The following is a 23,628-nucleotide window of genomic DNA, read 5'->3' as shown; positions in this document are numbered from 1 at the left end:
GTCCCTCACGGGCGCGTGGCGTTTCATGCAATTGTCGTAGAAAGAACCCAGGCTCGACAGAAGGACCTCATGAACAACGGCGATACCCTGGACAGCACCACCCTCTCCCTGCCGCTGGCACTGTCCGGTGGCGAACAGGCCACTCTCGGCGATTACGCCGGCCACTGGCTGGTGCTGTACTTCTATCCCAAGGACAGCACCCCCGGCTGCACCACCGAAGGCATCGACTTCAACGCGCTGCTGCCGAAGTTCAGGAAGGCAGGCGCGGTGGTACTCGGTGTCTCGCGCGACTCAGTGAAGTCGCACGACAACTTCTGTGCCAAGCAGGGCTTCAACTTCCCGCTGGTCAGTGATGGCGACGAAGCGCTGTGCAGCGCCTTCGACGTGATCAGGATGAAGAACATGTACGGCAAGCAGGTACGTGGCATCGAACGCAGCACCTTCCTGATTTCCCCCGACAGCCGCATCGTGCAGTCCTGGCGCAAGGTCAAGGTTGCCGGCCATGCCGATGCGGTTCTCGCCGAACTGAAGGCCTCCCAGTCCAAGTGAGTCCCACTGCCTACTGTGTCTGCCATCACCCTGCCCCGCAGCAGGCCGTGGTGGTTTTTCCCTGTCCGTAACCAGGAATCGACGATGACCCGAGGCAAGCGCATCTACGTGCTGGATACCAACGTGCTGATGCACGATCCCACCGCGCTGTTCAAATTCGAGGAGCACGACGTCTACCTGCCCATGCAGGTGATCGAAGAGCTGGACAACGGCAAGAAGGGCACCTCCGAGGCAAGCCGCAATGCCCGCCAGGTGAGCCGCTTCCTCAACGAACTGGTGCAGGAATCCGGCCTGGACAACCTGGCCGACGGCATTCCGCTGCAGCGCCCCAATGGCCTGCAGCTGCGCGGCAAGCAGAGCGCCGGCAAGCTGCGCTTCCAGACCAGTCATTTCGACGCGGGCAAGAGCTTTGGCAAGGTCATTCCCGACAATGCCATCCTCGGCGCGATCCTGGCGCTGAAGGAAGAAACCCCGGACCTGCCGGTGGTGTTCGTTTCCAAGGACATCAACCTGCGGATCAAGGCCGCCATCGCCGGCATCGTGTCCGAAGACTACGAGAACGACCGTGCGCTGGACGATTTCAGCCTGCTCTACACCGGCGCCACCGAGCTGCCGGAAGACTTCTGGAAGCGCCACGGCGACGACCTGCGCAGCTGGAGCGACAAGGGCCGCACGCATTACGAAATCCTCGCGCAGGATGGCGAGGAGTGGTACCCGAACCAGTACGTCTACCTGCCCGGCGAAGACGAGGTCGAACTGCGTGTCAGCCGCGTGGTCGGCGACGGCAAGGTGGTGCTGTCGCTGGTGGATGATTTCCGCCACGGCAGTCACGCCGTATGGGGCATCAGCGCACGCAACCGTGAGCAGAACTTCGCGCTCAATGCACTGATGGACCCGGAGATCGACTTCGTCACGCTGCTGGGCACCGCCGGCACCGGCAAGACCCTGCTGGCGCTGGCTGCCGGCCTGGCGCAGACGATGGACCAGCAGCGCTACCGCGAGATCATCATGACCCGCGCCACGGTCAGTGTCGGCGAGGACATCGGTTTCCTGCCCGGCACCGAGGAAGAGAAGATGACGCCGTGGATGGGCGCGCTGACCGACAACCTGGAAGTGCTCACGCACAACCAGGAAGGCGGCACCTGGGGCCGCCAGGCCACCAACGACCTGCTGGCCAGCCGCATCAAGATCCGCTCGATGAACTTCATGCGCGGCCGCACCTTCCTGTCGCGCTACCTGATCCTGGACGAGGCGCAGAACCTCACCCCGAAGCAGATGAAGACGCTGATCACCCGTGCTGGCCCCGGCACCAAGATCGTCTGCTTGGGCAACGTCGAGCAGATCGACACGCCGTACCTGACCGAGACCACCTCGGGCCTGACCTACGCGGTGGATCGCTTCAAGAACTGGCCGCACAGCGCACACATCACCCTGCGCCGTGGCGAGCGCTCGCGCCTGGCCGATTACGCTTCGGAGGTGTTGTGAAACGCTGCACCCGCCTGCTGCTGCCCACGGCTGCGATCACCCTCGCAGCCGTGCTCGGCGCCTGCACCACCACACGCGGCCCGGCCAGCGTGCCGACCGCCGAGCGTACCGGCCAGTCATGGGTGGTCACCCGCCCGATCATCGCCGCGCAGGTGCTCGACACCTGCTCGCGCGCCAGCCCCGGCCGCGAGGCCGGGCGGGTCAGCGGCTACTGGGCGCCCAGCCGGCAGCAGATCGACCAGCTGGAAGCGCAGCTGTCCTCGCTGGAAGCACAGGTACCGAAGGTGCTGGACTTCGACCGCCAGTACGTCGGCATCGAAAGCGCCGGCAAGCGGCTGATCTATATCAACGCCTTCCACCTGCCCGACGACAGCGGCATCAATCCGGCACGGGAAGCGATCCGCGTCTGTGACGGCGGCACGCAGTTCTGGGGCGCGGTGTTCGACCCGGCCAACAACACCTTCAGCGAGCTGCAGTTCAACGGCGGCTTCGGCGGGCCCTGAGGGGCCCCGCCGATGGGAATTCGCCTGCCCACCTGGGTCTGGATCGGCGCGGTCGCGCTGTCGTGCGTGGCCGGCATGGTGAATGTCGTCGGCTTCCTCGGTTTCGAACACCAGGCCGTCAGCCACATGACCGGCAGCACCAGCCAGTTGGGCATGGCGCTGGCCCAGGGTGACTGGCGCGCGGTCGGCCACCTGTGGGGACTGCTGATCGCGTTCTCGCTGGGCGCGATGCTCAGCGGCCTGTTGATCCAGGACAGCACCCTGCAGCTGGGCCGTCGCTACGGCGTGGCCCTGGCACTGGAATCGGCGCTGCTGCTGGTGGCCATTCCGCTGTTCGAACAGCACCAGATCTGGGGCGCACTGGCCGCCGCCATGGCCTGCGGCCTGCAGAACGCGATGGCCACCACCTTCAGTGGCGCGGTGGTACGCACCACCCACCTCAGCGGCATGTTCACCGACCTCGGCATCGGCCTGGGCCACCTGCTGCGTGGGCTGCCGCTGCAGGTACGACGCCTGACCCTCAGCGGCCTGATCATCAGCGGCTTCCTCGCCGGCGGCATCATCGGCGCCTGGCTGTTCATGCGCTGGCAGTACGACGCCCTGCTCGCCCCCGCCCTGCTGACCGGCCTGACCGGGCTGGGCTATGTGCTGTACCAGCAGTGGGCGCGCTGGCGGCATTGAGGTGAAGCGCATCCACGCATGGCGTGGGTCTACCTTCCCCTGCGGGACCACGGCACAATCGTTGGATGAGCCCGACCACCCCCGTTTCCGCCCTCACCATCGCCGGCTCCGACTCCGGTGGCGGCGCTGGCATCCCCGCCGATCTCAAGGCCTTCGCCGCGCACCGCGTGCATGGTCTGGCCGTGTTCGCCGCACTGACCGCACAGAACACCCGTGGCGTCACCGCCGTGCATGTGCCACCGATCGCATTCCTGCAGGCGCAGATCGAAGCCTGCTTCGATGACTTCGATATCCATGCGGTGAAACTCGGCATGCTGGCCAACGCCGAGGTGATCCATGCCGTTGCCGACGCACTGGAAAAGCACCGCCCGCCACACGTGGTTCTGGACCCGGTGATGGTCGCCACTAGCGGCGCGCGCCTGCTGGAGGAAAGTGCGCTCAAGGCCATGCGTGAGCGCCTGCTGCCGCTGGCGACGCTGGTTACGCCGAATACGCCGGAAGCGGAACTCCTGATCGGCCGGAAGATCGGTAACGGCGATGACGCCGAACAGGCTGCCTCCACCCTGCTCGACCTCGGTGCCGGCGCCGTGCTGCTGAAGGGCGGCCACCTGCATGAGGGCAATCGCGTGATCGATCGTTACTTCGACGGCGTCAGCAGCGAAGAATTCATCCACGCCCGCCTGCCGCTGGACGCACACGGCACCGGCTGCACGCTGGCCTCGGCCATCGCCGCGCAGCTATGCAACGGCCTGAGCCTGGCCAATGCCTGCGAAGCCGGCATCGACTACGTTGCGCGCGGCCTGCAGCAGGGCTATGCCCCCGGCCGCAGCGAGGTGCTGGTGCTCGATCACTTCGGCGCGGCGCCACACGCATGAGCCTCACACCGGACGTCCTTGCCGTGCAGTGCGCTGATGGCCATCGCTACGAAGTGATCGCCTGCGTGCCTGCACATCCCGTCGCGCGCCTGCTGTGGCTGCCGGCACTGGGCGTGGCCGCGCGCCACTACCTGCCACTGGCATGGGCGCTGGCGGCGAAGGGCGTGGCGGTCTACCTGCACGAGTGGCGCGGCAACGGCAGCAGTTCACTGCGCCCGTCGCGCACGCAGGACTGGGGCTATCGCGAGGTACTCGAACAGGATCTGCCAACCAGCCAGGCGGTCATGGCCACAGCGGATGACGACGCCGGCGCCCTGCCCTGGATCATCGGTGGACACAGTCTCGGTGGGCAGCTGGCTTGCGTGCATGCCGGCCGCAACCCGCACTACTTCAACCGGCTATGGCTGGCCGCCAGTGGCTCACCGTTCTGGCGCGGGTTCCCGCCACCGCGTGGCTGGCTGCTGCCACTGGTCTACCGCTTCCTGCCGTGGATCGCGCGGCGCCAGGGCGTGCTGCATGGTCGTCGCCTCGGCTTTGGTGGCACCGAAGCGCGCGGGCTGATTGCCGACTGGGCGCGCGTGGGCCTGAACAACCACTACGCCGCGACCGGCATGGACGAAGACCTCGATGCGCAGATGGCGCGCGTGCATGGCAGCGCACAGGCCGTGCTGATGGAGCACGATTGGTTGGCGCCCACCGGATCGATGCAGACGCTGCTGGCGAAGCTGCCGAATGTGGACGCGCAGCTGCGCGTGCTGTCCGCGCAGGAACTGGGCACGCGCGCCGATCATTTCGCGTGGCTGAAGGCGCCGGACGCCGTGGCTGACAGCTTTTTCATTCAGTTGGATGAAAATTTTCACAAAACTGTTGACGGTTCGCGCCGACATCCGCATAATTCCGCTCCTGTCGCAGGGCGCCCGTAGCTCAGTTGGATAGAGTACCTGGCTACGAACCAGGCGGTCGGGAGTTCGAATCTCTCCGGGCGCACCACTCGACAGGTTTTCAGCATCCGCCGCTGGAAATGTTTTAAAATTTGATTGTGTACCGCGCGCCCGTAGCTCAGTTGGATAGAGTACCTGGCTACGAACCAGGCGGTCGGGAGTTCGAATCTCTCCGGGCGCACCATACACAGTCAACACAACAAGTTTATGTAATTGGCGCCCGTAGCTCAGTTGGATAGAGTACCTGGCTACGAACCAGGCGGTCGGGAGTTCGAATCTCTCCGGGCGCACCATTACACCGAAACAGCAGGCCTCGGCCTGCTGTTTTTTTATGTGTGTTTTTCGGCAGGGCTGCGCCCTGCACCTGCAGAGGCTTCAAGCCAAGGCAACGGCAACAGCAAAAGCTGGCATTCCGTGGTTTGGCGGGGCGACATGGACAGGCAGGACACGCCGTAAACCCATCCATGGGGGCTCGATGGCGGCATCCATGCCGCCAACGGTCCTGCCTGCCCATGCCGCCCCACCTCTGACAGATTTCCGCGATCTGATGGATCCACGCCATGCGTGGATGAATCTCCATCGAATTCGAATGTTTCGATATCCGTCAGATCGGCTCTACCGAAGTGCGGACAGTTCGCGGAAAACTATCGAAGGCGGGGTGGGTCCGGTTGCGGGGGCGTGAGCCGCATGGATGCGGCGACCGAGCTTACATGGACGTACTTGCAGCGGCCCCCGCAACCGGACCCACCTCGCCATCCCTCAGGAAACCAGCTTTTGCTTCGGCTTTGGCTGTTGCTTCGGCGGGTGCAGGGCGCAGCCCTGCCGTACCCCTAACCCCGTGCCATTGACTGCCACCACTGCGACAGCAGCTCCGGCCTGCGCAGGCGCTCGCGCCACCAGCTCAGTGCCGCGCCATCTTCACCGGTGCGCCAGGCCAGCCAGAAGGTCTCTTCCGGCTTGTGCTCCTCCACCTCACGGATCACCAGCTGGCCGCGCGCGACCGCGGCGCGCGCGCACGGCTCGGGCAGGAAACCGAAGCCCACGCCTTCGCACTGCAGTTTCAGCTTGCTGGCCATGTCAGGCACCGTCAGCATCTCCTGCCCCATCAACAGGCCGACCGTGCGTGGCAACAGCCGGCGCGCCGAATCGGAGACGGCGATCGCGCAGTGCTCGACCAGCTGCTCGCGCCCGAGCACGCCCGGTACTGCAGCCAATGGATGTTCGGGTGCGACCGCGAACACAAACTCCACCGTGCCCAGCGGCTCGACCACGTAACCACCGCCACTGGGGCCCTCGCCCGGTGCACCGACCAGCAGGTCGGCACGGCGGTCCAGCAGGGCCTCCCAGGTGCCGGACAGGGCCTCGCCGATCAATCGCAGCCGGGTCGGTGCCTCGGCCTCACGAAACGCGGCGATGTCCGGGCCGAGCAGCCAGGTCGGGAACACCGAGTCCACCGCCAGGGTCAGTTCGGTCTCCCAGCCCGACGCCACCCTGCGTACCCGCAGTTCCAGCTCGCGGGCGGCGCGCAGCAGGTGCCGCCCCTCGTCCAGCAGCGCGCGGCCGGCGTCGGTCGGCTCGGCGCGCGGGCCAACCCGGTCGAACAGCTGCACGCCCAGGTCCTCCTCCAGCTTGGCCACGGTGTAGGAGATGGTCGAGGGCACCTTGTGCAGGGCCTTGCCGGCGCCGGCAAAGGAGCCGCGACGGTCGATGGCATCCAGGATCTGCAGGGCATCGAGGCTGAGCTTGAGCATTCGAATTTTTCGATGATGGCTGTCAAAACTATCCGTTTTTCAAACCCCGGGCGCAAGCGGATACTTCTCTTCAACGGGGAAACACAGCGGCTACCGGCCCACCCCGCCCTATCGAAACCATCGAACAAGGAGATTCCATCATGCTGCAGATCCGCAAGAGCGCTACCCGTGGCCTGGCCGAGCATGGCTGGCTGTCCTCGCGCCATACCTTCTCCTTCGCCAACTACTACGACCCTCGCTACGTCAGCTTCGGCCCGCTGCGGGTGATCAACGAAGACAAGGTGATCGGCGGCCAGGGCTTCGGCACCCACGGCCACAGCAACATGGAGATCATCTCCTACGTGCTGGGCGGTGCGCTGGAACACAAGGACTCGATGGGCACCGGCTCGGTACTGCGCTATGGCGACGTGCAGCGCATGAGCGCCGGCAGCGGCGTCACCCACAGCGAATTCAACCACTCGGCCGACGAAACCGTGCACTTCCTGCAGATCTGGATCTTCCCGGACACCGAGAACATCACGCCGTCCTACGAGGAGACCCACTTCGCGCCGGAGACCAAGCGCGGCCAGCTGCGCCTGATCGCCTCGCCGGACGGTGCCGACGGTTCGCTGCGCATCCACCAGGATGCCCGCATCTTCGCCACCATCCTCGATGGCAGCCAGAAACTGCACCATGCGCTCGGCAACGGCCGTGGCGCCTATGTGCAGGTGGCGCGTGGCCAGCTGCAGGTCAACGGCATCACCCTGGAAGCCGGCGATGCACTGCAGGTCAGCGACGAAGCCCAATTGACGCTGGAAAACGGCAATGATGCCGAAGTGCTGGTGTTCGACCTGCCGCTGTAACGACAACGCCCGCGATGCCATCCAGCATCGCGGGCGTACTAGTAGAGGCGAGCCCACGCTCGGCTGGTTGTCAAACCGCAGCCGAGCGTGGGCTCGGCTCTACAAAACCCGTGTCAGAACCTGTAGTTCAAGGTCAGCCGCACATTGCGCGGCTCACCCCAGGTGTAGGTGCTGTACCAGTTGAAGATCGTGTAGTACCGCTTGTCGAGCAGGTTGTTGACGTTGACCGTGGCCGACAGGCGATCGTTGAACTGGTAGCGCGCCATCGCATCAAGCAGCCAGTACGGCTGGGTGCGATGCACGACCTGCGCGCTGGTGGCCGGGTTGGTGATCTCGCCAAACGTGGAATCCTGCCAGCGCGCGCCACCGCCCAGCGTGAGCCCCTGCCAGGCACCGCGCAGGCGGTAGCTGGTGTGCAGGCTGAACTGGTTCTCCGGTTCCAGCGTGGTCACCTTGGTTCCCGCCTGGCGGGCGATCTTGTGGGAGAACCCACCCTGCACCTGCCAGCCCTCGGCCAGCTGACCCGACATTTCAAGCTCATAGCCCTTGGTACGCACGCCCATCAACGCGCGGTAGGCATCCTGGCCATCCGGCGTCTTGCCGCCGGTGGGCTGGGCGAAGTTGTCCTGATCAAGCTGGAAAAGCGCCGCGCTGGCATTGAGGCGTCCATCGAAGAACTCGGCCTTCAGCCCCATCTCGTAGCTGCGGCCTTCCAGCGGATCCAGTGCCTTGCCCTGCTCGTCACGCTGGCCCTGCGGCTTGAAGATGGTGCTGTAGCTGGCATACACCGAATAGTGCTCGCCGAGGTCGTAGACCACGCCGGCATATGGCACATAGACGCCGGTCTCGCGCGTGTCCGGCGAACGGTAGCTGGCCAGACGGCTGCCGACGATCAGCTTCAACGGATCGGCCACGTCGAAGCGGCCGACCACGTACAGGCCGTTTTCGCGGGTCACTTCATTGTTCTCGTAGCTGCGCTGCCATTGCGGCTCGGCAATGTCGCCATTCCAGCTGCGGTAGTCCGGCACCGTATCCGGGAACCCCGCCTGCGGGCCGTAGCCGGTATTGGTCCAGCGCTTGCGCGAGGCACTGCCACCGACCACCAGCTCATGCTCGCGGCCGAACAGGCCGAAATGCCCGCTCACATAGAAGTCGGCGGCATTGCTGACGGTCTTGCCGACGTACTTGCCGAGCCACAGGCTGACGCCCTCGCCAGTCAACGGATCGGGATTGCCGGCGGCGGCACCGGCCAGTGCGGCGTCATAGCCGTTGACCTGGTGGTTGAGCTGCAGCTTGGCGATCCAATCGTTGGCGAACGTGTGCTCCAACGTAGCGAAACCGGTACGCACGTACTGGCGCCAGCCGGCCCATTGCGCACCATTGTTGAACGAGCGCGGCATGCGGTTGAAGTTGCCGGCGCTGTCCAGCAGCGGAATGCCGCCCCATGTCGAGCCCTTCGGGTCGCTGTCCATCACGTCGCCACCGACCGACAGCAGCGTGCGTTCGCCCAGATCGGCTTCCAGCACGGCATAGCCGACCTTGCTGGTGCGCTGGTAGTTGTCCAGGTTGGAGTGCTTGTCTTCCCAGGCCCCCACTGCTCGGCCACGCACGCGGCCATCGGCAGTCAGCGGACCACCGACATCGAGCTCGGCGCGGTAGTCATCCCAGCGGCCGACACCCAGTGAGGCACTGCCGGCGAAGTCCTCGCCCGGCTTCTTGCGCACCAGGTTGATGGTCGCGCCCGGATCACCCATGCCGGTCAGCAGGCCGGTGGCGCCCTTGAGCACTTCGATGCGGTCATAGATCGCGGTATCACTGAGCGTGTTGCCCGCCGAGTAGGCCGAGTCACGCGACATCGGAATACCGTCGTACTGGAAGTTCTGGATCGCGAAACCACGCGCGTAGTACTCGGTGCGTTCGCTGTCGTAGGTGACGATGCTGATGCCGGGGGTCACCCGCATCACGTCATCGATGCCGTGCAGGCCGAAGTCATCCATCTGTGCGCGGGTGATCACGCTGATGGTCTGTGGCGTCTGTCGCGGCGTCAGCACCAGGCGGGTGGCGGTGGCGATGGTGCCGGGCGTGTAGGCGCCGCTGCCCTCGGTGATGGTACCGAGCAGGTTGGCGGTGACCTGCACGGTCTGCAGGGTCTGCGAGGCGGGTGCCGGTTTGGCCTTGTCCTCGTCCTGGGTGGACTGGGCAGCAGCGGTGCCGCTGCTCAGTGCAAGCAGTAGCAGGCCTTGAGCCAGTGCATGCGGCAGCGGCAGGCGACGCGGAAACAAGCGCGGAAAACGGACAGGCACAGACAGCACGGCGGGACCTCCACGATAGGGTGGGATCCTCTGGCGGCGGCTGGAGGGAAGAGAGGGACGCGGCCGGATGGCCGCAGGCGCAGGAGTGTACTCCCCTGCGCCCCGGCTGTCGTGCGGTGTGCTGGTGCGGGATCAGGCGCCGATGGCGGCGCAGGCCTCCAGGATCAGCGCGGTCACTTCCTTCGGCTGCGAGGCCAGTGAGGCATGGCTGGCATCAAGCTCCAGCAGGCGCTTGGGCTGCATTCTTGCGGCCATGGCCTTCTGGTTTTCCGGCGCGATCATGCGGTCGTGGCGGGACAGCTGGTACCAGCTCGGCCGGTGCTTCCACGCCGGATCGCTGACCGTGTCGCCGAAAGTGCTGGCCAGCGGCGCCTTCTGGGTCACCGCCATCACCCGGCCCTCGTCGGCACTCAGGTCCTGGCAGAAGCTCTCATGGAACTTGTCCGCACGCAGCCAGAGGTAGCCATCGCTGTCCGGTGCCAGATTCGGCGCCGCCTCCGGCAGGTGCTGCTGGGTGATGCCACCCGGGCTCTCGCCGGCATCAGGCGCGAAGGCAGCGATGTAGACCAGGCCCTTCACGTTGGGCTCGTTACCGGCCTGGCTGATCACCGCACCGCCGTAGGAGTGGCCGACCAGCAGCACCGGACCGTCGATCTGCCGGATCATTTTCTGGGTGCGTCCTGCGTCGTCGGCCAGCGACGTGAGCGGCAATTCCACCGCCTGCACCCGGTCGTGGCCGTTGCGATGCAGTTCCAGGATCACCTTGGCCCAGTGTGCGGCCCCGCCCCAGAATCCATGGACGAGGAGGATGGTCGGTGTCGTGCTCATGTACGGATCTCCGGCAGCGGCCGGCGGGGTGCCGACCGTGCAGCCACTGTCCGTGGGCGACGTTAATCGCTGGTGACGCGATCGGGTCACTGCAATCGTATGCGTCGCCCGATGTCACGCATGGCACTTGCCGATCCGGCCTGAAAACGTTTTCATAAAAACCCCCTGGAGCTTCGCATCGCGCATGACGCCTTCATCCCCACGTGCCCAGCAGCACGCCACCCGTGCCGCCTTCTTCATTCCCGGATTCGCCACCGCCGCGTGGGCGCCGATGGTGCCCTACGCCAAGGCCAAGGCCGGGCTGTCCGACGCCAGCCTTGGCGCCGTGCTGCTGTGCCTCGGGCTCGGCTCGCTGCTGGCGATGCCGTTGGCGGGCGCGCTGACCGGGCGGCTGGGTTGCCGACGGGTGATGGTGATCACCTGCGCGATGATGCTGTGCGCCCTGCCCTTGCTGGTGCTGGCGCCCTCGCCGGTGGCGCTGGGCGCGGCCCTGTTCGTGTTCGGCGCCGGCGTCGGTGCGCTGGATTGTGCGATGAACATGCAGGCGGTCGCGGTCGAGCGCGACGCCGGGCGCGCAATGATGTCCGGCTTCCACGCCTTCTACAGCATCGGTGGCTTCGTCGGCGCCGGCTGCATGACCGGCCTGCTGATCCTGGGTACACCGCTGTGGCTGGCCGCGCTGGTGTCGGTGGCGGCACTGCTGCTGGTTGCGGTGCTGTCGGCGCCGCACTGGCGACCGCAACGGATCCTGCACGAAGGCCCACTGCTGGCGCTGCCGCACGGCGTGGTGCTGTTCATCGGCGTGCTGGCCTTCGTGGTGTTCCTCGCCGAGGGCTCGATGCTGGACTGGAGCGCGGTGTTCCTGGCCGAAGTGCGGCAGGTGCCGCGTGACCAGGCCGGCGCCGGCTTCGCGCTGTTCACGCTGGCGATGACCGCGATGCGCCTGTTCGGCGACGGCATCGTCGAGCGCCTCGGCCGCACCCGCACCCTGGTCTTCGGCGGCATCACCGCCGCAGCCGGGTTCACGTTGGCCACGCTGGTACCGTCGTTCCCGGTGGCGTTGGCGGGCTATGTGCTGGTCGGGCTGGGCTGCGCCAATATCGTACCGGCACTGTTCTCGATGGCCGGCCAGCAACGGGTGATGCCGGAGAGCATCGCCATCACTGCGGTGACCACGCTGGGTTACGCCGGCATCCTCGCCGGCCCGGCAGCGATCGGTGCACTGGCACACGGCACCAGCCTCGGATTCGCCTTCCTTTGCGTGGCCGCGCTGCTGCTGGGCGTAGCCGCATCCGCGCGAGCACTGGCACGACGGGTGGCCTGACAGAAAAAGGGGACGGAGGGGATCAAGTCGTTTCCTGCCTTGGTGTGCGGGAAACGACTTGATCCCCTCCGTCCCCTTTTCTCAGCTGCGCGTCAGCCACTCGGCCTGGGCCGGCAGTTGCGGTGCCGGGCAGGCGCTCTGCGGATGGTGCTCGTCGCGCGCCATCCAGTCGCCGACCACTCCGGCCAGCAGATCCAGCCGCAGCGGCAGGGTGATGTGGTCCTCGCCGCGCATCTCGATGTAGTGGGCGCGCGGATTGGCCTGGGCCAGCTCGCGGCCCTGGCTGACGGGTATGTGCTGGTCGCCCTGCCCGTGCAGCAGCAGCACGCAGGCGCGGGTATCAGCCAGCGCGCGCGCTACATCCACGCGGTCCAGATCGACGTCGATGCGGCGGCTGGCGGCGGCGATCACCTGGTTGATGTCCTGGCCGCCGTAGCGCCAGCGCGCGTACGACGCCACCGCCTGCGCCTTCAGGCCTTCCGGCTGCAGTCCCATCAGGTGCGGGATCATCGTGCGGATCGCCACACCGGCATTGGCGAACGATTCCATCGCCACCACGCCTTCCACCTGGTCGCCGAGCTTGTCGGCGGTGAATACCGCTGTGGCCGCGCCATAGGACACGCCGAACAGGTACAGCGGGCCGGTCACTTCACCACGTGCGCGCAGCTCGCTGATCACATCGACCACGTCATCCGATTCATAGGTGCCATAGCCGGACGGGCCAGCGCCGGACTGTCCATGGTTGCGCAGGTCGAGCGTGACCACGCGGTAGCCGGATTCGGCCAGCTGCAACGACCACGGCAGCATCGAATCACCGTTCATCATCCAGCCGTGCAGCAGCACCACGGTGCCGCGCGGTGCCTGCGCGCGGAACGGTCGCGGTACTGCCAGGCTCAGGCCGGTATCCAGCGGCAAGCCGTTCTCGTGGCGCTGCGGCAGATAGTGGTAACGCGCGCCGTAATCGCCGGGATCAAACACACGCCAGAAGATCGGCACGCCATCGCGGCCCGGCGCGAAGCCGTGGCGGTTGGGCAGTTCGGCGATGGCCGCAGCGATGCGCGGGCGATCAAGCAGGGTCGATACGCCACCCGGTGCGATCAGCCGATCGGCGAGCGAGGTGGACGAGGCATTGATCGAGGACGAGCATGCAGCCAGCCACAGGCCGGCGCACGCCAGCAACAACAGCAGCAGGCGCTTCATGGGCAATCGGGGAAAGGGTGCGACAGCGTGGCAGGTTAGCGACGCGGGCGTGGGCCATCTATCGCGCGCGGATGACGGCTTGATGACAACGCAGGAACGATTCAGCTTGGTGTAAAAGCTGTATCCGTTCAGTCATTGATCCGGATCAATGAACGCGCGCGCGGGATTGCCCACAGTGCCGCCATGCGCACCTCGTTCAAGCTCGCCATTGCCCTGGCCGCGACGCTGGCCGCCGCCTACGGCATCGCCCGCACCACGCCCTACTGGTTCGCACCGCGACAGACGGCGCAGGTCGACATCCACGATCCGACGCTGATCACGCAGGGACAGTACCTGTCGCGCGCGGCCGACTGCGCGGCCTGCCACACCGCGCCAGGCGGCAAGCCGTTCGCCGGTGGCCTCGGCATGCAGACGCCGATGGGTACGATCTACTCGACCAACATCACGCCCGATCCGGACACCGGCATTGGCGCCTACGACTACGCCGACTTCGAGCGCGCGGTACGTCGCGGCATCCGTCACGATGGGCAGCCGTTGTATCCGGCAATGCCGTACGCCTCGTACGTGATCGCCAGCGACGCCGAAATCAAGGCGCTGTACGCCTACTTCATGGGCTCGGTGCAACCGGTGAAGCAGGACAACGCCGACAGCACGATCCCGTGGCCGGCCAACATGCGCTGGCCACTGGCCTGGTGGCAGCTGCTGTTCGCACGCCCGCGCACGTTCAACCCTGATCCGTCGCTGGATGCCAGCCAGCAGCGCGGCGCCGAACTGGTGGAAGGCCTGGCCCACTGCGGCGCCTGCCACACGCCACGCGGGTTGGCGTTCCAGGAAAAGGCGATGGCCGATGATGGCAGCCGCCAGTTCCTGTCCGGCTCGGTGCTGGAAGGCTGGTATGCGAAGAACCTGCGCAATGAATCGACCGGCCTGGCCAGCTGGAGCGAGGGCGAGATCGTCGACTTCCTGCGCACCGGTCGCACCGATCGATCGGCGGCCTTCGGTGGCATGGCCGACGTGGTCGAGCACAGCACGCAGTACCTGTCCGACGCCGACCTGCTGGCCATGGCCCGCTACCTGAAGCAGCTGCCAGCGCGTGAGGGCCGTAGTGCGCAGTGGTCCCCCGGTACCGACACCACCACCGCCGCACTGCGCAGCGGCGACTACCGTGTCGCCGGTTCGCTGGCCTATGCCGAGCACTGCCAGGCCTGCCACCGTGCCGACGGGCGCGGCATGCCCCGCGTCTATCCGGCCCTGGCCGGCAACTCGATCGTGTTCGCCGATGACCCCAGCTCGCTGGTGCAGGTGACCCTGATCGGCGGCCGCACGCCGCATACCCCGCATGACCGCATGGCCTTCACCATGCCGGGCTTCGAGCAGCTGCCGAACGCGCAGCTGGCACAGATCCTGACCTTCATCCGCAGCAGCTGGGGCAACCAGGCCAGCGCGGTGAGCGAGGTCGACGTGGCGCGCATGCGCCGGGTGGTGCGCGACAAGCCGGTGCACTACGTTCCGCAGGAGGCCGCACAATGAAGCGTTCGCGCACGCGTTCCCGCCTGCTGATCGGCAGTGCGATCAGCCTCGTGGTGCTGGCCGGCGCCGGTACCCTCGCCTATCGCCACCTGTACCCGGACCTGGATGCCGCTGTGGCCAGCACGATCGATATCCTCGATGCGCAGGGCAAGGTGGTCGGCCACTACCGCGCGCCCAGCGCCGAAGAGATCGCCGGGCTCGGCAATGCCGAATCGGTGATGCTCGGCCGCCGCATCCTCAACGAGACCGCACGGCTGCTGCCGGACAATGTCGGCAACGATCTGAACTGCAACTCGTGCCACATGGCCGAAGGCAAGCGGCCGTTCGGCAATCACTACTTCAATACCGGCGGCGGCGCCTATCCGCGCTACATGCCGCGCCCGGGCAAGATGATCGGGCTGACCGAGCGCATCAACGGCTGCCTGCAGCGTTCAATGAACGGCAAACCGCTGCCGAAGGACTCGCCGCAGATGCGCGCGATGCTCGATTACATGGCGTGGTTGAGCAGTCCTGTGCCAGAGGGTGCAAAGGTGGCCGCCCCCAGTGAGGGGCCCATCGACAGCACGCTGACCCCGGACCCGATCCGTGGCCAGGCGCTGTACGCCGTGCAGTGCGCAGCGTGCCATGGCGACAACGGCGAAGGCCGGCGCGACGCCAGCGGTGACATCGCCTTCCCGCCGCTGTGGGGTGACCACAGCTTCAACATCGGCGCCGGCATGGCACGCCTCTACAAGGCCGCCGGTTTCGTCAAGCACAACATGCCGCCGGCGGTGACCCGCGAGCCACCACTGGGCCAGCAGGCGATGCCCGACCAGGATGCGGTGGACATCGCCAGCTACTTCATCAACCAGCCCCGGCCGGACTTCGCCAACAAGGCCAAGGACTGGCCGCGCGACCCGAAACCCAAGGACGCGCGATACTGACCACCCCGTGGGTCAGCGCTTGACCAGCTCGACGCGCCGGTTACGTGCCTTGCCTTCTTCGCTGCCGTTGTCAGCCACCGGCCTGTCGGCGCCGAAGCCGGCCGCCTGCAGGCGGTCGGCGGCGATGCCCTTTGCGGTGAGCGCGGCCACCACCGAGGCCGCGCGATCCTCCGACAGGCTACGGTTGCGTGCCGCGGCACCGCTGTTGTCGGTGTGACCTTCGATCGACAGTTTCAGCGAGGGATCGGCACGCAGCAGGTCCAGCACCTGCGCCAGCTGTGGTTCGGACGTTGGCAGGATCTGCGCCTTGTCGGTGGCAAAGTTGACCTGGATCGCCACGCGGCCGTCGCTGTCCAGCTTCTTCTTCAACGCATCGGCCGGCAGCAGCGCCGCGGTCTGGGTGAAGCCCTTGCGCTCGGCCACCACCCAGCCTGCGCTGAGGTATTCCAGGCGCGCGTGCACCCACACCTGGCGACCATCAGCCAGATCGACACGGTAGACCACGGTGTCGTAGTTGTCCCAGCTGTAGCTGGCCGCATTGCCGTAGGACGACTGCACCTGCTTCGGCACGCCCTCGGCCGCTTCGTGCGGGATGCGCCCCTCGAACACCTTGGTGCCGTTGACCTGGGCCATCATCGCCTGCAGGTTGCGACGTACTTCATGCATCGAGTACTCGCGCTCGCCCTTGTCGAAATCGGCAGCGAAGGTGCGGCCCTCAACCTGTTCGAACTGATCGCCGGTCCAGAACGGGAAGGCATCGAAATCACGCTGCTCGGGCTTGTTCCGGTCACGATAACCGGCCGGCGGGGACAGGTGCGGGAAGCTGTCCGACCACTGCGCGGTGGCCTTGAACGGCACTTCATCCACGACCACCAGTCCAGCGCCATTGCTGTCCACTGCCAGCTGCACCCACACGGTGCGATTGGCCTGGCGCAGCACGTACACCGTAGTGGGAGCTTCCTGCTCACCGTTCACCGCATCGATGAAACCACCTCCGATCTCGGCTTCCAGCTGCGGGCCGTAGTAGATGTCGCGCAGCAGCGCGCCTTCGAAAACCTTGCGGCCGCCGGCGGCGGTGATCACACCGTCGAAGTTGCGCTGCACTTCCAGTGCGGAAAACGTTTTGTCCGGTGCGCCATCGCCGTCGGTCACGATACGTGCCGACCAGCTCGGGCCTTCCACCCAATGCACGCCGTTGCCCATCCGGAACGGGAAGCGCGCCCAGGCGCGTGGGTGGGCGTTCTGCGACGCATAGCCCTGCGGCAAGCTGAAGAACGGCAGTTTGCCCAGCGGGGCGTCGCTCAGCGGCACGCTGGCTGGGTCGAAGGACACCAGCGGCACAGCCTTGCCCTCACGGTCGGTGAGTGCGGCGCCATCGGCGGCGGCTGTTGAACCGACTGGGGCGGCGGCCGCTGCTGCGGTCTCATCCGCCGTGGCTGGCGCAGGCGGTGCCACTCCTCCATCCGAGGGCGTCCGGTTGCATCCTGCCAGCAGTACCAGGGCTGCACCGCCCAGCCAGATCTTCGATCGCTTCTGCATCGCCACCACCTCAGGTCCATTGAAGCGCCGAGCATACCCGAACGCCGTGACCGCCCCCACAGTGCCATCGTTCCTGCGCCGGCACGTCATGCCGATGTCATTGCCGCTGCCGACACTCCGGGGTTTCCTCCCTCTGAAGGTCCGGTTTCGATGCGAACGATTGCGCGTTTTCCCCGTGTCTCGCTGCTGGCTCTGCTGATCGCCCCCGCCCTGGACGCCCTGGCCGAAGCACCGCAGGGCGAGACGGCCGAAGCGCGCAGCAGCGATGCCCGCACCCTCGACCAGGTGCAGGTGATCGGCCAGGCCACCAGCTACGCCAAGACGTCGGTGCGCGCAGAAACACTGAACCGGCAGACGGTGATGAGCAGCGTCAACGATGCGCTCAATGAAGTGCCGGGCGTGGTGGTCAGCGAGGCCGATGCCACCGGTTCGTCGGTGTGGGGCACGCAGATCAGCATGCGCGGCTTCGTCACCAACCGCGATACGCAGCAGATCGGCACCACCATCGACGGGCTGCCGAACGGTGGTTCGGGCTACGGCGGTGGATCGCTGGCCAACCGCTACATCGACACCCTTGATCTGGAGACGGTGGAAGTGAGCCAGGGCACCGCCGATATCTCCTCGCGCTCGAACGAGGCGCTGGGCGGCACGCTCAACTTCCTCACCAGCGATCCGCTGCAGGACAGCCGCCTGCGCTTCGTGGTCGGTGCCGGTGACAACGAGGCACGCAAGTACTACGTGCGCTACGACACCGGCCTGCTCGGCGGCCACACCCGCGCCTGGGTCAGTGCCTCCTCGTCGAAGGTGCACGACTGGATCGACGGCACCGGCCACGCCAGCAACGACCACATCGCCGGCAAGTTCATCACCGAACTGGACCGCTGGACGCTGACCGGCTACCTGTCCTACAACGACGCCGACGAGCCCGAATACACCAGCGTTTCGCCGACGGGCTTCGCAACCAACCCGGAGCGCGACAACCTGGTCGGCACCCTCACCGGCATTCCCTACCTGGACCAGAACTACCGCTCCGGTTCACGCGCCCTGCGCGAGAACACCTTCGGCTACCTGCGTGCGGCCTTTGACGGCGGCAATGGTTTCAAAGCCTCGGTGGCCGCCTATGGCCACCGCATGCAGGGCCGCGGCGACTGGCTGCCGCCGTACCTGGCGCAGGTCAACGACGATGGCGCGGGCCGCCCCGAGTCGGAGTACATCGGTGGAAAAACCGTGTACGGCGGCAGCAACCGTGGCCAGATCTTCTTCGTCAATCCCGATGGCAGCGCCGCACAGCGCCTGGCCAGCTGCACGCCGCGGCTGGCCTTCACCGCCGAGTACGATCCGAACTGCTACGCCGGCAACGTGCTGGGCGCGCAGTCGTATCGCCATACCCACTACGACAACGACCGCATGGGCGTGACCGCCGACGTCGAGTGGCGCCAGACCTTCGGCGCGGTCGACAACACCATCCGTGGCGGCCTGTGGGTGGAGAAGCTGGACCGTTCGGCGCGCCGCGACTGGCATCGCCTGCTCGCTGTCGGCCAGAGCATCGACTTCGACCACCAGCCGTACTGGGTGCAGTTCGAGGACAAGTACAAGGTCGACGAGCAGATGTACTACGTCGAGGACATGGCCCGCTTCGGTCCGTTCAGCGCGCGCCTGGGCGTGAAGCAGTTCTTCGTCGACCAGTCGCGCCGCCGCGTGATCGGTGCCAGCGAGCACGTGACCTCCGATTCCAGGTCAGATCCGCTGCTGTCCACCGGCTTCACCTGGGCGCCAGGCGTGGAAGGCATGGAGTTGTTCGCCGGCTTCTCGCAGAACTTCGCCGCCATCCCGTCCGGTGTGCTCGGTGAGACCGACCCGCAGCGCTTCCGCAACGTCGAACCGGAAACCGCCGACAACATCGAAGTGGGCATGCGCATCAGCCGCTGGCCGCTGACCGCCTCGGTGACCCTGTACAACATCAAGTTCGACAACCGCATCGTCTATCTGCCGGCAGGTTTCGTCAGCGGCATCGACTACCTGGGCGAGACCGATGGTGTCTACGAGAACTTCGGCGGCGTGGAAAGCAACGGCCTGGAAGCCGCGTTCGGCTATGGTTGGGACAACGGCTGGCGGCTCAACGCCGCCTACACCTACAACCGCTCCAAGTACCTGGGCAGTGGCGATGCAGCACGCGATACCCAGCTGGGCATCGTCGATGGCGCCAAGGTGATCGGCCAGCCCGAACAGACCCTGGTGCTGTCGGCGGACTGGCAGGGCGAGAACTGGAACTTCGGCCTGTCCGGCCGTTACCTGGGCACGCGCTATCTCGACGCCGCCAACGTCAACAAGCTGCCCTCGGCCACCGTGTTCAACGCCAACATCGGCTTCGACCTGCAGGGGCTGTCGCCGCGCCTGAAGGGCATGGGTGCCAACCTGGTGGTGAGCAATCTCACCGACAAGCGGTATCTTGCAGGGGTGGACGGCCGCGACAACGCCTTCATCGGCGCCCCGCGCACCGTCGGCATCTCCTTCCGTGTGGACCTGTGAGTGAGCCCGTGACCGATATCGGCCGACGCCGGTTGTTGCAGGCCGGCGTTGCCGCCGGCCTTTCCCCGCTGCTGCCCAGCATCGCCCGGGCCGCAGCGATCGCGCCTGCGGCGCAGACGCGCAGCCTCGAAGACCTGCAGCACATCGTGGTGTTCATGCAGGAGAACCGTTCGTTCGACCACTACTTCGGCACGCTGCCTGGGGTACGTGGTTTCGGTGATCGCTTCGTGGCCCCTGCCGCGGCCCTGCTGGCCGGTGGCCGCACCCGCAGCCTGTGGCTGCAGCCCGACGCGAGCGGCGCGCGCGCGATCGCGCCGTTCCCGCTGGATACCGCCGCGCACTTCGGCTACATGCGGGTGGAAGGCACACCGCACACCTGGCCGGACGCACAGCGTGCCTGGGACCACGGGCGCATGGGGCAATGGCCGAAGGCCAAGCAGAACCACTCGATGGGCTACTTCCAGCGCAGCGACCTGCCGTTCCAGTTCGCGCTGGCCGACGCCTTCACCATCTGCGACGCCTATCACTGCGCGATGCAGGCCGGCACCAACCCGAACCGGGTGTTCCTGTGGACTGGCCACAATGATGCACACGCGCGTGCAGGTGGCCCGGTGATCGCCAACTCGCACGACAACTTCCCGGAACAGGGCGGGCATCCGGCGTCGTACCGATGGACCAGCCATGTCGAGCGCCTGCAGAAGGCGGGCGTGTCCTGGCAGATCTACCAGGACATGGCCGACAACTTCACCGACAACCCGCTGGCCGGTTTCGAGGTATTCCGCCAGGCCCATCGCGCCGCGCCGGGGCATGACCCGCAGTTGCGCGCACGCGGCGTCAGCACCCGTGGCCTGGCGCAGCTGCGCCAGGACGTGATCGGTGGGCGCCTGCCGCAGGTCAGCTTCATCATTGCCGACGCGGCCGGCAGCGAGCATCCCGGCCCCTCCAGCCCCGCCCAGGGCGCGGCCTATACCGCGCGCGTGCTGGACGCGCTGACCGCCGATCCAGAGGTGTGGAGCCGCACCGCGCTGTTGCTGATGTTCGACGAGAACGACGGCTTCTTCGACCACATGCCGCCACCGGCACCGCCTTCACCGCTGGGCTCCGGCTGGGCCGGTGCGTCTTCGGTCAGTACCGAGGGCGAGTACCACCGCCATCCGGCACCGGGCGACGAGAAGTACGACCTCGCCGAACTGCGTGGCCGCCCATATGGGCTGGGTCCGCGCGTGCCGCTGTATGTGATCTCGCCGTGGAGCCGCGGTGGCTGGGTCGATTCGCAGGTGTACGACCACACCTCGGTCATACGGTTGATCGAACGTCGCTTCGGTGTGGCCGCACCGGACATCTCGCCGTGGCGCCGCGCGGTCTGCGGCGACCTGAGCAACGCGTTCGACTTCGCCCAGCGCGATACCCGCCCGTTCGTACGCGGCCTGCCGGACGTGAGCGCGGTGGCCGCGCGCGCCGCCGCCCTGCCGGGACGCACCGTGCCCGCGTTGCCCGAGGGACTGAAGCCGGCGAAACAGGAAAGCGGCGTGCGCCCGGCGCGTGCCCTGCCCTACCGGCCGCAGGCATCGATTGCCGCTGTCGACGCCTCGGGTGTGGATCTGGCGCTGTCCTGCGAAGGCGCAGCAGCAGTGCTGCATGTTTACGACCGGCTGCGGCTGGATGCGGTGCCACGCCGCTACACGCTGCTGCCGGGCATGCCGCTGCGCGAGCGCTGGCCGCTGGACGCCCAGGGTCGCTATGACCTGTGGCTGCTGGGCCCGAACGGCTTCCACCGCCACTTCCAGGGAGCGGCCACGGGTCCTGCCGTGCAGGCTTCAACCGATCGTGCGGATGGCCAACTGCGGCTCCGCCTGCGCAATCTGGGTGACAGCGCGCAGCAGGTGCGTGTGCAGCCGGGCGCCTATGCCGGGCATATGCCCGAGCAGACGCTGGTGCTGCCCGCACATGCAGAGACCGCGTTGGCGTGGGACGCAACGCCCACCGCAGGCTGGTACGACCTGCTCGTCGGTGCGGGCGACAGTGCCCTGCGCCTGGCCGGCCGCGCCGAGGATGGGCGCCCCGGCACCAGTGATCCGGCGATGGGCAGCGAGCCATTGCGGTTCGAGCACGATTGAAGGATCTCTGTAGAGCCAAGCCCATGCTCGGCTGCTCTTCGATAACTGACCGGAAAAGCAGCCGAGCATGGGCTCGGCTCTACAGGCCAGACCGGTAGGATCAGGCCTCCTGCAGCCCCGGCCGGCCGTGCTCCACCGCGTAGCGCTTCCAGCTCTGCACCGCGCCATTCGGCTGCATCACGGTATCCAGCGTCTTCATATCGCCGATCCACGCATCGCGGGTGACATCGCACAGCACGTAGCCACGCTTGTCGATGGTCGCCTTCAGATAGGGGCTGTGCGCAAGCTGGTTCCTGGCATACGCGTCCACACCCTGGCCATCGGCGCCGGAAGTGATCGACGTGGCGAGGAACTCGCTGGAGATCACGCCCGAGTCACGGTGGTCCTGCACCAGATCACTCGCATAGTGGCGATGCGCGTCACCGCAGGCAGTCACTACGTTGCCGAAGCCCACCTTCTGGATGTGGTCAAGCAGGCGCCGGCGGCTGTCCAGATAGCCTGACCACTGGTCGTCGGACGATTGCACCACGCCGTCCTTCTCGCGCATGTAGTTGCCCAGCGCCACCTGGTGGGCGATCGTGTGCCAGCGTGGTGCAGCATCGGCCAGGCCGTCGAACAGCCAGCGCTCCTGCTTCGCCCCCACAATGCTGCGCTCCGGCGATTCCACCTCCTCACGCAACGCCATGTTCACCTGCTTGCTGCGGTACTGGCGGGTGTCGAGCAGGTGCAGGTCCATCAGCGTGCCGTAGCGTGCGCGCCGGTACATCTGCATGTGGCCATCGCGCGGGAATGCCGAGCGGCGCAGTGGCATGTTCTCGTAGTAGGCCTGGAACGCCTGTGCGCGACGCAGCAGGAACACTTCGCTGGGCGTGTCATCCTGGTCTTCGGCACCAGCCCAGTTGTTGTCCACTTCATGGTCGTCAAAAGTGACGAACCACGGTGCCGCCGCATGCGCGGCCTGCAGGTCGGGATCGCTCTTGTACTGGGCGTAGCGGCGGCGGTAATCATCCAGCGTGTAGATCTGCGGGCCGACGTGGTTGCGCAGGTTGGTGAACGGCTGGCCGTTCATCTTCCGCAGGCCCGGCTGGCTTTCGCCTTCGTAGATGTAATCACCGTAGTGGAAGACGAAATCCAGCGGTTCCTCGGCGATGCGCCGCCACGCGGTGTAGTGGCCTTCTTCGTAGTGCTGGCAACCGGCCACCGCAAAACGCACACGATCCACTGCGGCCGTGGCTGCGGGCAGCGTGCGGGTACAACCGACCGCACTGGCGTGGCCGCCTACGGTGAAGCGGTACCAGTAGGGCCGTCCGGGCGCCAACCCGTCCAGCTCCACGTGCACGGCGTGGCCGAGTTCGGGATGCGCCATTGCCGAACCCTGGCGCACCACCTTGCGCATGCCATCGTCTGCTGCCAGTTGCCACTCGACCGCCATCGGCCGGGTCGGCATGCCACCGCCGAACACCAGCGGTTCGGTCGCCAGGCGCGTCCACAGCACCATGCCATCGGCCGAGGGATCACCCGAGGCCACGCCCAGGGTGAAGGGTGTGCTGGCAAAACGCGGCTTGGCCAGCAGGTTGCGCGGGTTCAGCGCGGTGGCATCGGCCTGCGCGGCCAGCGCGTGTGCCGTGCCCATCCAGGCACCGGCAGCGGACAGGCCGGCCAGGGCCAGGAATCGCCTGCGATTGATCGTCTCCACGGC

The 23,628-nt window shown here is 66.6% G+C and carries 18 protein-coding genes and 3 tRNA genes; 15 read left to right on the top strand and 6 right to left on the bottom strand.

From position 1 onward, the window contains the following. The first annotated feature begins 69 nt into the window (after nt 1-69). The 9 genes from M1L61_RS08305 to M1L61_RS08265 all read left to right on the top strand — a co-directional run bounded on the left by M1L61_RS08305 (nt 70) and on the right by M1L61_RS08265 (nt 5,327). On the top strand, nt 70-549 hold the full coding sequence (locus M1L61_RS08305) for a peroxiredoxin (RefSeq protein WP_054171461.1): 480 nt from the start codon (nt 70-72) through the stop codon (nt 547-549). 84 nt (nt 550-633) lie between these two features. After that, nucleotides 634-2,034: a PhoH family protein gene (locus M1L61_RS08300; protein ID WP_010484287.1), complete on the top strand. Its 1,401-nt coding sequence runs from the start codon at nt 634-636 to the stop codon at nt 2,032-2,034. Then, the gene (locus tag M1L61_RS08295; RefSeq protein ID WP_248854562.1) at nt 2,031-2,537 is read left to right on the top strand and encodes a hypothetical protein; all 507 of its coding nucleotides are present in this window, start codon (nt 2,031-2,033) and stop codon (nt 2,535-2,537) included. The genes M1L61_RS08300 and M1L61_RS08295 overlap by 4 nt, the downstream gene beginning before the upstream one ends. 12 nt (nt 2,538-2,549) lie before the next feature. Further along, the gene (locus M1L61_RS08290; protein WP_010484284.1) at nt 2,550-3,218 is read left to right on the top strand and encodes a YoaK family protein; all 669 of its coding nucleotides are present in this window, start codon (nt 2,550-2,552) and stop codon (nt 3,216-3,218) included. A gap of 65 nt (nt 3,219-3,283) precedes the next feature. After that, the gene (gene thiD / locus M1L61_RS08285; protein ID WP_019338316.1) at nt 3,284-4,093 is read left to right on the top strand and encodes a bifunctional hydroxymethylpyrimidine kinase/phosphomethylpyrimidine kinase; all 810 of its coding nucleotides are present in this window, start codon (nt 3,284-3,286) and stop codon (nt 4,091-4,093) included. After that, a complete protein-coding gene (locus tag M1L61_RS08280; protein WP_248854561.1) occupies nt 4,090-5,016 on the top strand; it encodes an alpha/beta fold hydrolase in 927 nt (308 codons plus the stop codon). Before thiD ends, M1L61_RS08280 begins: the two co-directional genes overlap by 4 nt. Next, nucleotides 5,007-5,083: transfer RNA gene (locus M1L61_RS08275), tRNA-Arg, on the top strand. The genes M1L61_RS08280 and M1L61_RS08275 overlap by 10 nt, the downstream gene beginning before the upstream one ends. Before the next feature lie 58 nt (nt 5,084-5,141). Next, nucleotides 5,142-5,218 (top strand) — tRNA-Arg (locus M1L61_RS08270). A 32-nt stretch (nt 5,219-5,250) separates the two neighbouring features. Continuing rightward, nucleotides 5,251-5,327 (top strand) — tRNA-Arg (locus M1L61_RS08265). A 537-nt stretch (nt 5,328-5,864) separates the two neighbouring features. Here the strand turns inward: M1L61_RS08265 and M1L61_RS08260 are convergent. Further along, complete coding sequence (locus M1L61_RS08260) at nt 5,865-6,785, bottom strand: LysR family transcriptional regulator (protein ID WP_248854560.1); 921 nt, start codon at nt 6,783-6,785, stop codon at nt 5,865-5,867. Between the two features lie 140 nt (nt 6,786-6,925). Here M1L61_RS08260 and M1L61_RS08255 point away from each other — a divergent pair, with 140 nt between their 5' ends. Next, entirely contained in the window at nt 6,926-7,627 is a 702-nt protein-coding gene (locus M1L61_RS08255; protein WP_043402397.1) for a pirin family protein, read from the top strand. A gap of 113 nt (nt 7,628-7,740) precedes the next feature. On the opposite strand, the gene M1L61_RS08250 is transcribed toward M1L61_RS08255, so the two are convergent. Together M1L61_RS08250 and M1L61_RS08245 are read right to left on the bottom strand one after the other, a co-directional pair. Next, complete coding sequence (locus tag M1L61_RS08250; RefSeq protein ID WP_043402399.1) at nt 7,741-9,939, bottom strand: TonB-dependent siderophore receptor; 2,199 nt, start codon at nt 9,937-9,939, stop codon at nt 7,741-7,743. A 132-nt stretch (nt 9,940-10,071) separates the two neighbouring features. Further along, the gene (locus tag M1L61_RS08245; RefSeq protein ID WP_043402402.1) at nt 10,072-10,767 is read right to left on the bottom strand and encodes an alpha/beta hydrolase; all 696 of its coding nucleotides are present in this window, start codon (nt 10,765-10,767) and stop codon (nt 10,072-10,074) included. A gap of 184 nt (nt 10,768-10,951) precedes the next feature. On the opposite strand from M1L61_RS08245, the gene M1L61_RS08240 reads away from it, so the two are divergent. Next, the gene (locus tag M1L61_RS08240) at nt 10,952-12,091 is read left to right on the top strand and encodes an MFS transporter (RefSeq protein WP_010484275.1); all 1,140 of its coding nucleotides are present in this window, start codon (nt 10,952-10,954) and stop codon (nt 12,089-12,091) included. A gap of 81 nt (nt 12,092-12,172) precedes the next feature. On the opposite strand, the gene M1L61_RS08235 is transcribed toward M1L61_RS08240, so the two are convergent. Next, nucleotides 12,173-13,291, bottom strand: a complete 1,119-nt coding sequence (locus tag M1L61_RS08235) for an alpha/beta fold hydrolase (protein WP_049434734.1) — start codon at nt 13,289-13,291, stop codon at nt 12,173-12,175. A gap of 183 nt (nt 13,292-13,474) precedes the next feature. Between M1L61_RS08235 and M1L61_RS08230 the strand changes: the two genes are divergently transcribed. Both M1L61_RS08230 and M1L61_RS08225 read left to right on the top strand, forming a co-directional pair. After that, on the top strand, nt 13,475-14,821 hold the full coding sequence (locus M1L61_RS08230; RefSeq protein ID WP_248854559.1) for a cytochrome c: 1,347 nt from the start codon (nt 13,475-13,477) through the stop codon (nt 14,819-14,821). Then, nucleotides 14,818-15,744, top strand: coding sequence for a c-type cytochrome (locus M1L61_RS08225; RefSeq protein WP_248854558.1), 927 nt, complete (start codon nt 14,818-14,820; stop codon nt 15,742-15,744). The genes M1L61_RS08230 and M1L61_RS08225 overlap by 4 nt, the downstream gene beginning before the upstream one ends. Before the next feature lie 12 nt (nt 15,745-15,756). Here the strand turns inward: M1L61_RS08225 and M1L61_RS08220 are convergent, their stop codons facing one another. Continuing rightward, a complete protein-coding gene (locus M1L61_RS08220; RefSeq protein WP_248854557.1) occupies nt 15,757-17,283 on the bottom strand; it encodes an OmpA family protein in 1,527 nt (508 codons plus the stop codon). Between the two features lie 150 nt (nt 17,284-17,433). On the opposite strand from M1L61_RS08220, the gene M1L61_RS08215 reads away from it, so the two are divergent. Further along, nucleotides 17,434-19,812: a TonB-dependent receptor gene (locus M1L61_RS08215; protein ID WP_248854556.1), complete on the top strand. Its 2,379-nt coding sequence runs from the start codon at nt 17,434-17,436 to the stop codon at nt 19,810-19,812. A gap of 8 nt (nt 19,813-19,820) precedes the next feature. After that, nucleotides 19,821-21,929, top strand: coding sequence for a phospholipase C, phosphocholine-specific (locus tag M1L61_RS08210; protein WP_248854555.1), 2,109 nt, complete (start codon nt 19,821-19,823; stop codon nt 21,927-21,929). A gap of 100 nt (nt 21,930-22,029) precedes the next feature. Here M1L61_RS08210 and M1L61_RS08205 read toward each other — a convergent pair whose 3' ends face one another. Next, nucleotides 22,030-23,625, bottom strand: a complete 1,596-nt coding sequence (locus M1L61_RS08205; RefSeq protein ID WP_241877072.1) for an alkaline phosphatase D family protein — start codon at nt 23,623-23,625, stop codon at nt 22,030-22,032. Nucleotides 23,626-23,628: the final 3 nt, after the last annotated feature.

Source organism: Stenotrophomonas sp. NY11291 (genome assembly GCF_023277365.1).
GTDB lineage: Bacteria > Pseudomonadota > Gammaproteobacteria > Xanthomonadales > Xanthomonadaceae > Stenotrophomonas > Stenotrophomonas geniculata.
The sequence above is the reverse complement of the archived record's forward strand: the minus strand, read 5'-3'. Positions and strand labels throughout refer to the sequence as shown.

Coding starts and splice junctions, on each gene's coding strand:
- M1L61_RS08305 (WP_054171461.1), top strand. CDS start 70: ATGAACAACGGCGATACCCTGGACAGCACCACCCTCTCCCTGCCGCTG.
- M1L61_RS08300 (WP_010484287.1), top strand. CDS start 634: ATGACCCGAGGCAAGCGCATCTACGTGCTGGATACCAACGTGCTGATG.
- M1L61_RS08290 (WP_010484284.1), top strand. CDS start 2,550: ATGGGAATTCGCCTGCCCACCTGGGTCTGGATCGGCGCGGTCGCGCTG.
- thiD (WP_019338316.1), top strand. CDS start 3,284: ATGAGCCCGACCACCCCCGTTTCCGCCCTCACCATCGCCGGCTCCGAC.
- M1L61_RS08280 (WP_248854561.1), top strand. CDS start 4,090: ATGAGCCTCACACCGGACGTCCTTGCCGTGCAGTGCGCTGATGGCCAT.
- M1L61_RS08260 (WP_248854560.1), bottom strand. CDS start 6,785: ATGCTCAAGCTCAGCCTCGATGCCCTGCAGATCCTGGATGCCATCGAC.
- M1L61_RS08255 (WP_043402397.1), top strand. CDS start 6,926: ATGCTGCAGATCCGCAAGAGCGCTACCCGTGGCCTGGCCGAGCATGGC.
- M1L61_RS08245 (WP_043402402.1), bottom strand. CDS start 10,767: ATGAGCACGACACCGACCATCCTCCTCGTCCATGGATTCTGGGGCGGG.
- M1L61_RS08240 (WP_010484275.1), top strand. CDS start 10,952: ATGACGCCTTCATCCCCACGTGCCCAGCAGCACGCCACCCGTGCCGCC.
- M1L61_RS08235 (WP_049434734.1), bottom strand. CDS start 13,291: ATGAAGCGCCTGCTGCTGTTGTTGCTGGCGTGCGCCGGCCTGTGGCTG.
- M1L61_RS08230 (WP_248854559.1), top strand. CDS start 13,475: ATGCGCACCTCGTTCAAGCTCGCCATTGCCCTGGCCGCGACGCTGGCC.
- M1L61_RS08225 (WP_248854558.1), top strand. CDS start 14,818: ATGAAGCGTTCGCGCACGCGTTCCCGCCTGCTGATCGGCAGTGCGATC.
- M1L61_RS08220 (WP_248854557.1), bottom strand. CDS start 17,283: ATGCAGAAGCGATCGAAGATCTGGCTGGGCGGTGCAGCCCTGGTACTG.
- M1L61_RS08215 (WP_248854556.1), top strand. CDS start 17,434: ATGCGAACGATTGCGCGTTTTCCCCGTGTCTCGCTGCTGGCTCTGCTG.